This is a genomic window from Nocardia shimofusensis NBRC 100134, from assembly GCF_001613125.1.
GTDB lineage: Bacteria > Actinomycetota > Actinomycetes > Mycobacteriales > Mycobacteriaceae > Nocardia > Nocardia shimofusensis.
Window position 1 is genome coordinate 1 of sequence record NZ_BDBT01000053.1, and the last position, 12,594, is coordinate 12,594.

Annotated in this window: 14 protein-coding genes; 9 read left to right on the forward strand and 5 right to left on the reverse strand. The window is 67.6% G+C overall.

Annotated features, from left to right (window positions below; all coding sequences use genetic code 11):
* On the forward strand, positions 1-225 hold a 225-nt coding region (locus NS3_RS29655; RefSeq protein WP_169811699.1), incomplete at its 5' end, for a hypothetical protein.
* A gap of 90 nt (positions 226-315) precedes the next feature.
* Here NS3_RS29655 and NS3_RS27740 read toward each other — a convergent pair.
* Both NS3_RS27740 and NS3_RS27745 read right to left on the reverse strand, forming a co-directional pair.
* Complete coding sequence (locus NS3_RS27740) at positions 316-891, reverse strand: HD domain-containing protein (RefSeq protein ID WP_067865908.1); 576 nt, start codon at positions 889-891, stop codon at positions 316-318.
* A 15-nt stretch (positions 892-906) separates the two neighbouring features.
* The gene (locus NS3_RS27745) at positions 907-2,013 is read right to left on the reverse strand and encodes a helix-turn-helix domain-containing protein (RefSeq protein WP_169811700.1); all 1,107 of its coding nucleotides are present in this window, start codon (positions 2,011-2,013) and stop codon (positions 907-909) included.
* Between the two features lie 334 nt (positions 2,014-2,347).
* On the opposite strand from NS3_RS27745, the gene NS3_RS27750 reads away from it, so the two are divergent.
* Genes NS3_RS27750 through galE form a run of 8 tightly spaced genes read left to right on the forward strand, consistent with a single transcriptional unit; the run spans position 2,348 to position 9,509 of the window.
* A complete protein-coding gene (locus NS3_RS27750; protein ID WP_245649845.1) occupies positions 2,348-3,403 on the forward strand; it encodes a cytochrome P450 in 1,056 nt (351 codons plus the stop codon).
* Positions 3,388-4,146: a ferredoxin gene (locus NS3_RS27755; RefSeq protein WP_084496029.1), complete on the forward strand. Its 759-nt coding sequence runs from the start codon at positions 3,388-3,390 to the stop codon at positions 4,144-4,146. The genes NS3_RS27750 and NS3_RS27755 overlap by 16 nt, the downstream gene beginning before the upstream one ends.
* Entirely contained in the window at positions 4,139-4,999 is an 861-nt protein-coding gene (locus NS3_RS27760) for an NAD(P)-dependent oxidoreductase (protein ID WP_067865916.1), read from the forward strand. Before NS3_RS27755 ends, NS3_RS27760 begins: the two co-directional genes overlap by 8 nt.
* A complete protein-coding gene (locus NS3_RS27765) occupies positions 4,996-6,153 on the forward strand; it encodes a nucleotidyltransferase family protein (protein WP_067865918.1) in 1,158 nt (385 codons plus the stop codon). Before NS3_RS27760 ends, NS3_RS27765 begins: the two co-directional genes overlap by 4 nt.
* Positions 6,146-6,487 carry a cupin domain-containing protein gene (locus NS3_RS27770; RefSeq protein WP_067865921.1) on the forward strand — a complete coding sequence of 114 codons (342 nt, stop codon included), beginning with the start codon at positions 6,146-6,148 and terminating at the stop codon, positions 6,485-6,487. The genes NS3_RS27765 and NS3_RS27770 overlap by 8 nt, the downstream gene beginning before the upstream one ends.
* Positions 6,484-7,686 (forward strand): amidohydrolase family protein, encoded by a 1,203-nt coding sequence (locus tag NS3_RS27775; protein WP_067865924.1) that lies wholly within the window; start codon positions 6,484-6,486, stop codon positions 7,684-7,686. The genes NS3_RS27770 and NS3_RS27775 overlap by 4 nt, the downstream gene beginning before the upstream one ends.
* The gene (locus NS3_RS27780) at positions 7,683-8,489 is read left to right on the forward strand and encodes a class I SAM-dependent methyltransferase (RefSeq protein WP_067865927.1); all 807 of its coding nucleotides are present in this window, start codon (positions 7,683-7,685) and stop codon (positions 8,487-8,489) included. Before NS3_RS27775 ends, NS3_RS27780 begins: the two co-directional genes overlap by 4 nt.
* A gap of 30 nt (positions 8,490-8,519) precedes the next feature.
* On the forward strand, positions 8,520-9,509 hold the full coding sequence (gene galE, locus NS3_RS27785; protein WP_067865929.1) for a UDP-glucose 4-epimerase GalE: 990 nt from the start codon (positions 8,520-8,522) through the stop codon (positions 9,507-9,509).
* A gap of 1,152 nt (positions 9,510-10,661) precedes the next feature.
* Here galE and NS3_RS29365 read toward each other — a convergent pair.
* The 3 genes from NS3_RS29365 to NS3_RS27795 form a co-directional block, all read right to left on the reverse strand.
* Complete coding sequence (locus tag NS3_RS29365; protein ID WP_157101581.1) at positions 10,662-10,811, reverse strand: hypothetical protein; 150 nt, start codon at positions 10,809-10,811, stop codon at positions 10,662-10,664.
* Between the two features lie 282 nt (positions 10,812-11,093).
* Complete coding sequence (locus NS3_RS27790) at positions 11,094-11,282, reverse strand: hypothetical protein (protein WP_067865932.1); 189 nt, start codon at positions 11,280-11,282, stop codon at positions 11,094-11,096.
* A 297-nt stretch (positions 11,283-11,579) separates the two neighbouring features.
* Entirely contained in the window at positions 11,580-12,143 is a 564-nt protein-coding gene (locus tag NS3_RS27795; protein WP_067865934.1) for a hypothetical protein, read from the reverse strand.
* Between the last annotated feature and the right edge of the window lie 451 nt (positions 12,144-12,594).

The window sequence follows — 12,594 nt, forward strand, 5'->3', positions numbered from 1 at the left end:
CCCACCGAGGTGGTTGATCCGAACCGTATCCCGCTCTTCAACAACGCTTTTGACGCCGAAGCGCAAGCGCATTGGCTCGAGACGGCCGGATGGATACGGTTCGACAGGACGGAAATCTGCGCAGCGGCGATCGTGCGCAAGCCCGACGGCGCCGCTGCGGTGGCGTTGCCATCGACGTCGCCGAGGTGGTACCCGAGCATGAAGTGCGCAATCATGCCGGACTAGCGCGGCAGCGGCGCCTTGACGGCGGAGATCACGTCGGTGTCGGGCATCGCAGGGATGAAACGACCTCCAAGCGAGGACCAGGAAACTCGCTTATTGGCGCCATGTGAGTGGCGAGGTGGCTTTGGCTGCCTCAGCGATCTGGATCGCGGTGGTGGTCTTGAGCTTGGCGTAGGAGTCGGTGATCCACTCCTCCATCAAAGCGTTTCCCGCGGCTTGGTATTCGAGGGCCTGGATGAGGCATTCGAGCCTGTCGGCGTCGCGGGCGCACACGGCTTCGAGTGTGGCTTGGGCCTCGAACTCGGCGACAGTGCGCTGCAACGCTTCTCGGGCGGTTTGCGGGAGCCCGGCGGTTTGGGCGGCGGTGACCTCTTCGTGGCTGGCGATGGTCATGAACGCGACAGAGGTCTTGTTGTTGTCGCCGGTGCGGGTTTCTTGGCTGTCGTGCCAGACGGCCATGTGGGCGGCCGTGGCGGGGTCGGCGCCTTCGACGGCGGCGATGATAGAGGCGAGTTGCGCCACTCGACAGGTGTGATCGGCGACCGATTCTGGGTTCGGCACGTGGGCTTGGCGCCAGCCTTTGCGCGGTTCGCGTTTGAGGTTGCCCAGCTCGTAGGCGAAGGCGGCGATCTCGGCTGCGGCCTCGGGACCGAGCTGTTGTGCATCCATGGTTGTTCCTCCGCGTCATCGACTGGACATGCGTACTGCAAAGGCCACGTTAGCCAGATCGTGGTGAGCTTGGGGCATGAGTTGGGGGTCGTCGCTCATCCGGTCGAGCGTGGTTCGCGTGGCAGCTCGCAGTGAGGGGTTGGCGAGCAGGTGCGGGTGGCTGGCGATCAGGTCGGCGAGGGTGTGGGCGTACAGGTCCGCTTGTCCGGTGCCCGGGTTGAGTTGGTCGAGCAAATGCCGTAGCAGCTTTTCTCCGGACCAGGTGTCGGGGTCGGCGCGGACCATGGCCGCGTCAGTGGTAACCGGGCCGATGCCGAGTTCGCCGACCCAGTAGGCGTAATAGGCCAGGTTTGTTTGTTCCTGGGCGTGGTCGTCGCGCAGCCGGGACAGCCAGGCGCGTAGGGGTTCGCGGTCGCCGGCTGCGGCCAAGGCGATGGCCGAGGACCGTACGCGCAGCCAACCGGGCGGGCCGGAGCTGGTGGGGGAGCGCATGGCGCGGGTGAGTTCTCCGGCGAGCCAGTCGCTGGATTCGATGCGTTCGTCGAAGCCGAGCAGGAAGGTGGCTTGCCGACGCAGTAGGGCGTCGTCGGGCCAGCGGCATCGGTCTGCGGTGAGCAGGAGGTTGTCGAAGAACCGCTGGCGGTCGGTGACGGAGATGATCGGATGCGTGGGCCGTGGTCCACGTCTGCGTCTTGCGCCGAGGTCGGTCAGTTGTGCCGGTGGTCTACCGGTGATCGGCCAGGTGATCAGGTTGGCCAGTGTGCGTTGGTGGACGCTTATGGCGAGTGGATGCTGGCCGGGCGTGGTGGTGGCAGGGTCGGTGGAAATGGTGTCGCCGATGATCAGGTCGGCTTCCAGTGCGTCGCCGAGCAGGGCGATGGCGTGCGGTGGTGCGCCGTGGCGGGTGAGAAGCATCCGCACGCGGGCCAGGTCCCCGGCGCGTAGACCGGCCAGGGAGCGGCGGCCGCTTTCCCATCCGTAGACAGTGGTGGGGTCGACGCGGGCGAGTTCGGCGAACTCGGCCTGGGTCAGGTGCGTGGCTTCTCGCAGTAGCTTCAGCAGGAATCCGGAGACGGCACCCCGCGCCGAACTCTGACTTGGAGGCAGTGTTTCGCGGGGCATGCCCATGGACAGTCCTTGGCGTCTACGCGGTGATGCCGGGCTTACTCGTACTGCGGGTCAGTTCAGGCTTCGGCCGGGTCAGCATACCGTCGAAACGGTGATCGTTCTGTCGTTCGGTCGCATCGCTGCCAGCGTGCTTCACAGCGAAATGCGGTGGCGTGGAAAGTCTTTTTCACTCGTGATGTCAGCGAAGGAGCGTGCTCCCGTGAATCCTGAGAGCCCGATGTTGTCGTGCCCGCTGCGGTACCCATTTGGGGAGCAGCACACGCTGGATCTCGAGCCGGACTATCGCCGGTGTGGGCCGGTGACGGCGGTGGAGTTGCCCAGCGGGTCCATGGGTTGGCTGGTTACCGATCACGCGCTGGTGCGGAAAGTGCTCGCCGATTCCCGGTTTTCCCGGGAGCTGGCGAATCAGCCGCGTGTGGCGCGGTTGTCGACCGAGGTGCTCCCGTCGGCGGCGATTTTGGCGACCGACCCGCCCCGGCATACCGGGTTGCGGACGCTGATCGCGCCGATGTTCGCCCCCCGCCAGGTCGCCGCGATGGAACCAGCGGTGACTGCCCTGGCGCTCCGGCTGGTCGACGAGCTGGTGGGCGGCGGTGAACCCGCCGATATCGTCGCCGGGTTCACCGAGCCGTTCGCGGCCGCAGTGGTCTGCGAAATATTCGGTGTGCCAAAGTCATTCCGTGACCAGGTCTTCGCATTGGGGGACGCGCTCACGGCGCGGGACGCGACCTCGGAGTCCCTGGCGGCCGCACGCGCCGAATGCGAGTCGCTGGCGCGGGCAATGGCCACCGAGAACCCGACCGGGTTGTTCGGGTTGCTCGGCGAGTCGGCCGAGGCCGACGAGGAAGTGCTGAACTTGATCATCGCCTGCCTGATCGGTGGGCGCGGATCGCCGACGGTGTTCCTGTCCAGCGCGGTGTTCGCCCTGCTGCGCGAACCGCACCATTTCCGCCACCTCGTCGAGCGACCGGAGTCGATTCCCGCCGCGGTGGAGGAGCTGCTGAGGTTCGTGCCGGTCGGTGTCGGTGGCGGGTTCACCCGCGTGGCCACCGTGGATGTGCAGCTCGGTCCGGTGCTGGTACGCACCGGAGACGCGGTCATCCCCGCGATGCACGCCGCCGGACGTGACCCGTGCGTGTTCGACGACCCGGACACCCTCGTGCTCGACCGCGAGGCACGGCTGCCGCATCTGGCGTTCGGGCACGGCACCCACTACTGCGTCGGCGCGGGCCTGGCCCGGCTGGAAGCACGGATAGCCCTGGAAACTCTGACTACCCGGCTGCCGGGGCTGCGGCTCGCCGATCCCGCCGATCCCGGGACCTGGCGGACTGGCCGGGTGGTGCGATCCCTCGAACGATTGGACGTGGCATGGACGCGAGACTGATCATCGACCGCGACCGCTGCGCGGGAACCGGGGTGTGCCTGCCGATCGCCGCCGCGCACCTACAGCTGGTCGACGGCATCGCCACGGCTACCGTCGACGGCGCCCCGGTGAGTATCGGGCAGGCCGGCGCCGCGGCCGCCTGCTGCCCGAACGACGCGATCACCGTGTGCGAGCAGGAGCCGGCGACGTTCGAACTGGATGCGCCGATTGTGACCCTGGGGCCCGCAGGGACCGACGCCGAGGCCGAAGCCCGCAAGCACGCCGCAGTGGTGCGGCTGGCCGATTCGTTCGCCGACGCGATGGCGGCTGCAGCCGCGGCCGAGGGGACGTGGGCACTGGTCGCGGCCGGATATTTGGCGCTGGACGCCGATGACCGGACGACCGATTCCTGGGTGGATCAGCACTTCACGCACGCCGGTGTGCTGCGGCTGCACCGCTGCTGGGAGAGCCCGACCAAGCCGATGTGTCTGGCGGTCCGGCGCGACCTTCCCCGGCAGGCACCGGTGGCGACAGTGGCCACGCATCCGGCGACCCGGGTGTTCGCCACCCGGCACACGCCCGAAGCACAGTTGGTGTCGGTGAACGCCAAGCCGCTGGCCGCCCGCGCGGCCGCCTACGGTGAGGTCGACGCCTGTATCGCCTCGGTCGACGTGGTCGCCCGCTACCCGCAGCTCGAGGTCCGCATCGAGTGGCAGCCGACGATGGTGTGGCTGCTCTACGGCAAGGACGGCGGCGATGAGTGAACCGCGCACGGTGGCGGTGCTCGGCGCCGGAATCATGGCCAACGCCGTCGCGTCCCGGCTGGATGCTCACGGGTTCGAGCTGCGCCGCTACAACCGCACCACCGCCGCGATCGACGGGCCCGCCTTCGTGTGTGCCACGCCGGCGCAAGCCGCCGAAGAAGCACCGGTGGTGTGGTCGTTCGTGCACGACGACACCGCCAGCCAGGCAGTGTGGTTCGGCCCCGACGGCGCGCTCGCCGCCGCAGGTGGGGCGATGGTGATCGAATCATCGACCCTGTCACCGGGATACGCACAACGTTGGACGCGTGAAGCCGCCGCGGCGGGGGCACGACCGGTGCTGGCACCGGTCACCGGGAGCCGGGTCGGTGCTGAGAACGGGACACTGGTGGCATTCACCGCCGGTGCGGCCGGTGACCTCGCGGCAGCGGACCCGCTGCTGCGCGTGATCGCCGGCGAGGTCGTCCGCATCAGCGATGCTGGTGCCACGGCGACGGTGAAGTTGCTGAACAACGCGCTGGCGGCGGTGATCCTGACCGGGCTCGCCGAAACGCTCACCACTGCGGCCGCGCTCGGTCTCGACACCCCCCAGTTGATGACGGTCTGGTCGAGGCACGGGTGGGCGGCGCCGGTCGCCAGCGCTTACGGTGCGGCGATGCTCGGTGGCGAGCACGAACTGACCAACTGCTCGCTGGCCGTCATCGCCAAAGACCTCCGGCACACCACCGCCGTCCTCGGAGACGCCCCCGCACCGTTGATCACCGCGGCTGCCGAGAAGTTCGGCCGTGCATTGGAACTCGGGCTGGGGGATCAAGAGATATCGGCCATCATCGACGCGACCAGGGCCCGGCCGTGACCACCCCGGATTGGTTCTCCCACAGCGCCACCGTGCCACTGCGGGCCCGCCAGCCGGTCACCCGCCACCTTGCCGACTACGCGTGCACCGTGGACAAGCAGGCCCGCATCCATCTGGGCGAGGGCGCCAGTATCTGTGTGTCCGGGTCGCTGGCGCGCGGCGAGCCCGCGGTGCGCCGCCGCCGGGCGGGCTACACCCTGGGCTCGGACGTGGACCTGGTCGCCGTTGTCGACAACCCGGGCGACCCGGCACCGGTCGAGAAGTTCACCCGGGCGCTGCTCGAAACGCATCCCGATATCGACAGCACCGTGTTCGCCGTCGGCTGCCGGGATGTCGGCCGGGTCGCGGGCAGGTTCGGCGCCGACCTGCACCTTTGCGCCGACCGCCCGATGGCCGGGCCCGTCCCGGCCGGAGTCGCCAACCCACCGATCGGCCCGCGTGAAGGCTTGGAAGGGCTGACCCATCAGCTCGCGACGATCTATTGCCCCGACAGCCCACTGAGGGCGACGCCTTGGCGGATCAAGACCGCGCTGGAAGCGGTGCGTGCCGTCGCCTGCCTCGGCAGCTGCCCTGGTGGACCGCAGCGCTACAGCGGCCTGGTCGACGACCCGATGGCCTGTGCGGTGCTGAACCGCGACGCGGTCGCCGAGCTGGTGCGCGCCCGCGAACACAGTCAGCCGATGCCACTCACCGACGCACGCACCTACGATCTGGTCCTCACTGCGGCCGCGCAACTATTCGGCGTCGCGGCCACCCACCGCGACCTGCTCGCGGCCCTACACACCATTCCGGCCTGTGTGCACCTGCTCGACGGGTTCCAGCGCACCGTGCTGGCGGCCACGGTCATTCTCTACGGACCGACCCGGTTCCGGCGGGCGGCAGCCTCGGCGCTGCACGTCACCGTGGCCGCGATCGACCGCGACACCGTGCCAACCGCGCTCGACTCACTCAATGCCCTGGCGCGGATCTCGCCAGTGGACTTTGGACGCGGCACCGACCGTCCCAACCGGGTGCTGCGTGCACACGTCCAGGGTTTGCGCGCGGACTACTACTACCACCTGGGCCCGCACAACTTCGGTGCGCGGCCGGTGGCGAACTACACCGGCCCCACCTCGGCGGTCGGTTCGATAGCAGGGAGGCAGAAGCATGGATGACTGGCCGGACTGGGTGCAGCAGCTCCCCGTCGTGGACACCCCGTTCCCCGGCTGCCGCGGCCACTTGCTGGCCGGTCCCCACGGACAGATCGTGTTCTGGTCCTTCCCCACCGGGGCGAGCGTGCCGCGCCACCAGCACGGCCCCCAACTCGGGCTGGTGGTCGCCGGACAGTTGCAACTCGCCGTCGGAGACGACACCCGAACCCTCTGTAGCGGAAAGCATTTCACCCTGGCCGACCGAGTGCCGCATGCGGCCGTCGTCGCGCCCGGAACGCTGGTGATCGAAGTCTTCGCCGACCCCGATCGGCACACCTCAGCCCAGCGGTCGGCGTGAGCGCACACATCATCACCGCCGCACGGGTGCTCATCGGCCACGGCGCCACCCACACCCCGGGCGCCGTCGTGGTCGAGGAGGGCAAGATCGCCTGGGTCGGCCCGACATCTGACCTGCCCGGCGAGTGGAGCAACCTCGGTGTCGGACAGATCGACCTGCCGGAGGCGACCGTGCTGCCCGGCCTCATCGACGCGCACGTGCACCTGGCCTTCGGCGGTGCCGTACATCCGCCGGCGGCGGTCCCGGCGACCACCCGCCTCGACGTCGCCAACATCATCCGCGCAGGGCTGGCCGAACTCCTCGACGCGGGCGTCACGACGGTGCGTGACCTCGGCGCACCCCACTACACCGACCGCGACACCCTGACCCGAACCTACAATCGGCCGCGGGTCCTGACCGCCGCCATCCCGCTGACCGTGACGGGCGGGCACTGCCACGGCCTCGGTGGCGCTGTCGACTCCATCGCCGGAATCCAGGACATGGTGGCCGCGAACGCAGCTCATGGCGCGGACTGGATCAAGATCATGGGAAGCGGCGGATTCACCACCGGCGGCGCCAGCTCGCCCTATGAGCCGCAGTTCACCGATACCCAGGTCGCCGCGGCTGTCGATGCCGCGCACGACCACGGCCTGCCGGTCGCCGCCCACGCGCACGGCACCGCCGCTATCCGGCAAGCCGTCGCCGCCGGGGTCGACTCGATCGAGCATTGCACCTGGATGACCGCCGACGGGTTCGACCTCGACCACGGTCTGGTCCGCGAAATCGCCGACCAGGGAATCCTGGTCTGCCCCACCATCAACTATCTCGCCCGCTCGGCGACTGGGCGGCTGCCGTGGCCGGTGCGCCGCGACCATCTGCGGGTCATGCTCGACGCCGGTGTTCGGCTGGTGCCCGGCAGCGACGCGGGCATCCCGCACACCCCACTGGGCAGATACCCGCACTCGCTGCCCGCCTACCTCGACCTCGGACTGTCCCCGGCCGAGGTCATCGATCTGGCCACCCGCCGGGTCGCCGATGCGCTCCGGATCGGGCACCTCACCGGTACGCTCGCCGCCGGGTTCACCGCCGACCTGATCGCCGTCCCCGGCGACCCGACCCGCGATCTCGACCAGCTGACCACACCGATCCTGACTGTGGCAGCCGGAAAGCTGCACCACAGTGACGCCACACCCGAAGCTGAGGAGGGCACCCGCGCATGAGCACCACCGGACCCAGCCTGAGGTCGGAATACGCCTCGATCACCCCGTTGCAGGTGCGGATCGACACTCACGCCCGCCACAGCGAACATCCCGACGACCCGGTTACTGCGGTTCTGGCCGCGCTCGAGCTGACCGGAAGCGAGGCCCTGGTCGATATCGGTTGCGGCGACGGCCGATTCCTTGCCCACCTCGCCGAACACGGACATCGCGGCCGCCTCGTCGGCCTGGACAACTCCACCGCCATGGTCGCCGCCACCGACGCTATTCCCGGCGTTGAAGGCGTCCTCGGTGACGCCGAAGTGCTGCCGTTCGCCGACGGCGAGTTCGACGCCGTCACCGCCCGGCACATGCTCTACCACGTACCCGACCCCCACCAGGCCCTGCGCGAGCTGCGGCGGATCACCCGTGTCGGCGGCCGCGTCGCCGTGAGTGTCAACCACCGCGCCACCTGCGCCCGCACCCGCCAACTCGTCATCGACCGGGCCGCCGAATACGGGCTGGCCCCGGGGGCGGGCATGGTCAACGACGTGAACTCGACGACGCTGCCGCCGATGATGAGCGTGGTGTTCGGCGACGTTCGAATCCACCAGTGCGACAACGCCCTCGTCTTCGACACCCCCGAACCCGTGATCAGGTTCGCCGAGTCCCTGTTCTCTTTCTGCGGCGTCGACGCCGCCAGCCTGCACCGCGCCGCGATCCTCGACGCGGTGACCACCGACATTCGCGAATGGTTCGCCGCCCATCCCGGACAGTGCTGGCGCGATCCCAAGGGCTATATCGTCGCCACCGCAACCATCCGATAAGTTTCTGTCCCAGAGAGGAACTCGGTTCCAATGAAGCTGCTCGTCACCGGCGGCGCCGGATACATCGGCTCCGTCGTCGCCCACCAACTCGTCGCCGCCGGACACCAAGTGGAGATCATCGACGACCTGTCCACCGGTCATGAAACCAACCTGCCCGCCGCCGCCACATTCCACCGGATGTCGATCCACCAGGCCGCCGACATCCTCACCCCCGCCGCTGGGTTCGATGGCGTGCTGCACTTCGCCGCCAGCATCGAGGTCGCCGAATCCGTCGCCAACCCGGAAAAATACTGGCACAACAACATCGAGGGCTCCTTGGCCCTGCTCCGCGCGATCCGCGCCGCACGTGTGCCGCGGCTGATCTTCTCCTCCACCGGGTCGATGTACACCGGTGACGGCCGGACTGCCTTCGACGAAACCGCTGAATTGCGGCCCAATAACCCCTACGCCGCGACCAAGGCCACCGTCGACCAGCTCATCGCCGGCGAGTGCGGAGCCTCCACCACACTGGGCGCCACGTCCTTGCGCTACTTCAACGCCGCCGGAGCCGTTCTCACCGATGATGGCGTTCATCTGGGCGAACGCCACGACCCCGAATCCCACCTGATCCCCATCCTGCTGCAAGCCGCAAGCGGCCAGCGACCGGAGTTCACCTTGTTCGGCACCGACTACGAAACCCGCGACGGCACATGCATCCGCGACTACATCCACGTCGCTGACCTCGCGGCCGCGCACCTGCTCGCCCTCGACACCGTCCAGCCCGGCCGCCACGACATCTACAACCTCGGCAACGGCGAAGGCTTCACCAACCGCGAAGTCCTCGACACCGTCCGGACAGTCACTAACACCGACTTCCCCATCCGTACTGCGGGCCGCCGACCCGGAGACCCCGCAGTGTGCATCGCTTCCAGCGAAAAAGCTCGGCGAGAGTTGGGATGGAAACCCGTGCATACCGACCTTGCCACCATCGTGCGTGATGCGTGGCAATTCCACTCCGAGCAGTGCATGCAGGCCCGATGACAGCCACCGTGCGCCTGTGCGGGCGCACGCTAGGAAAGGGGCGTGCCCAACTGGCATGAGGAAGCGCCCGGCAGACCGCGTGACGACCAGGTATGAGCTGCCACGAGTATCGTTCATGGTGGTGGTCCTGCGGGCGCAAGGCGGGCGAGGCACCGGTGCATGGCGGGAATGTAGTGAAGTGATCATGGATACGGGCTCATGGTGTAAGCGGTCAGGATCGAGCACGTCAAAACAGCCTGCATGTTCGCCTCCGAGCTGCCAAGTTTTTCGACTGGATGGCCGACGTACACGCATCGACCATCGATTCACCGGCCCGGCTCATCGCCTTACGGGAACTGTTGTTCGGACTGCCGCACACGGGCACCGACGGCGCGGGCTACGGGTGAGCGCTGAAGGTACTGTGCGAACGGTTCGGCGGCGCACTGCACAACGAGCACTGGTATCCGATCGGCACGGACCTGATCGGCGAACAGTTCGCGGTGCTGGGGGCCGACTCGACCCTCCGCCGATCTCGCTTTGGCAGGCTCGTCCATCGTGCTCCCAGTAATCGACGACTTCCAGGGGTCGAGCATCTGACCGCCGCCGAGATGGCGGCTCGCACCAGCTCTGGAGTCGGCCGATCTGCACATGGTCGAGGACACCCATATCCGCGGTGCCATCTGAGAGCTCGAGGATTGGCTACACGAGTGCGCCGACGGCAGCGACCTGGTTACCTTCTACCACTGAGCGGTCGAGACCCAAGGCGGCATCTGCGCCGCGCACACCAGGTAGCGGTGGCGGGCCCCGACCAGCGTGCGCGTGACCGAGGTCAGAATGCGGGTCTTCCTGGGAAGTGCTTTCGTCCGGCGACAGATCATCACGCAACCACTGAACAGCGTCGGACTCGGTCTCGATCAGGCTGATGCACGTTGCCACCCTGATACGTCATCCGCCGCGGCCGCGGGAGGCCGCCGCCCGCGTCGAAAGGTGAACCGTCACGGGTCCGGGACCGGCTTCGTGTTCAGGCCAGCGGCGGTCGACGTGGTGAGTTTGGTGGAAGATTGACCCACTTCCGCAGCAGGCTGGACACGTCAAAGCCGTGTTTCTTCGCAATTTCGGCGAGCTCGTACTTTGGGGCTTTCAAAGCCGGACCGTCGCCGTCAGCCCCGAGGACTACTCCTCCTCTGAGGTATCCGGCACGGGCAGTTCGGACACGTCGGCCGGTTCGATGCCTCGTACCAACTGCTCGGATAGGAAATCGCCCATGAGATCGGCGTCCTCTGCTTGTGTGGTCAGCTCTTCGATGCGACGTTGGATGTTCATTACTGCGCCTCCAAGACCGTGTACTCGATGTGCTCGCCGCCGCAGAGGGTCGACTTATGACCTAGATAACGAAGCCGAAGAACGCGAGCCTAACCGATCTTCGATTCTGCGCTGGACCCGCTGGAGCCGAGAAAGCCGCGCTTCGAGGTCTTCCTCCCGGGGACAACCGTAGGCACCGACACTGTCACGCCCAAACCGATCTGCGCGGCGATCGTCTCGGCGATGATCGCATCCGCTTCCGGTGCAGACCTTCCCCGAGCAGCGCCCGGACCTGCGCCTCGCTCACCGGCCCCCGGCGGACAGGCCGAGCCCGGAGGCCAGCCGGAAGCCGGGGGATTCGCCGAACTCGCTGCAGTAATCGGTTAGCGGCTGGCGACCGCGCTCGTCGGCGTCGTGCGTGGCGATGACGCGGACATAGTCCGAGTCCCCCTCGCCCGCTGGCAGTTTCGCCACCGGCATCACGTACTCCACGGTACGGAAGTCCTCGGCGTCGTGACTGGATAGTTACCTACAAAGCATGAGGGTGTGAGAATTACTGAAGTGATTGGAAGCCGATGAATCGCGGGTGGGCGTGCTACGAGTTCCCGCGAGTGCGAGGCCGCATGAAAGTGTCAGTGGTCTGAGGTGCGAAAACCGCAGATGTGTCAGTGGTAGGCCGCATCGTGATGTCAGTGGGCTGTTGTAGACCACGCGGCTGCGCTGCGATGGCCCTTGTGTCGCTCGGGTGACCGGCCGAGCGAGCGTCATTTCGAGCCCGTCGTGGCGTGCTCAGGTGCAGGACAGGAACTTCTCGAAGGCGCTGTGTAGGTCGGCCTCGTCGAAGATTTCGGTTGCGCTGTCCGACGTGGCGGAACGGCGGAGGGTGTAGTAGGCGGCCAGGTACCCCAGTTCTCCCCACGGTTCCTGGGCGTGAACGCGGTCCAGTACTTGCCTGCATCGCAGGCATTCCAGCCAGGGAACGACGAGCAGGCCGGCCAAGGCCGGATCGGTGATGCCGAGGCGGTCCGGTCCGACCGGCGACGAGGCATCGTCGGGCACGAGCCGGATGGAAACCTCGCCCTCGGAGTCACGCGCACACGCGACGACTTCGTCGTGGCGGGCCAGCCGTTCACCCCATTGCTCGGCCAGCACTTCGATCTCGGCGCGTGTTCGATCGGTGACGGGAACTCGGTGCTCGATCAACCGGTGCATCAGGAACCCCAACCCGGCTTCCTGCCGACCGGTTTCGTGGCAGTCCCGGAAGTTCTCGGCATCTTCGGCCGAAGGCAGCAATACGGCGAGGCGTTCCCACAGCTCGGCCTCGTAAGCTTCGTAGCGGCTCCCACCATCCACCGACGTGACCCTACTGGAGCCGAATTCGGGCACGAGGCCACAGCCTGCGCACCGCCGACGCGGTGCGCAAGTGCGCACCCCGGCGTATGGCGACACAGCTTCGACGTCGTGATTATGATGTGCTGCGCAGACGCCTGCCCCTACTTTTCGGCACCGGTCCGGACTTGTCGAAGCACTCGTCGCCGGACTCCTGTCCGCAGCCCACCGTCGCCCGCACGGTCGCGGGTGGGCGAAAACGATCGTTTTTGACCCAGATCCGAACCGGCGCAACGGATCCGCGAAGTCGCTGGTCGCCGAAACCGCGGATCGGGCCACAACCCGTGTGCGGAATATTTACGAGACGAAACCGGGGCTGTCGGCCCTTTATGGGGCGGCTCGGCGCGCTCCTCGATCCGAGGATCACTGACATTCCCGTGCGGCTCGATCACTGACAGTTTCGTGCAGCCTCGCA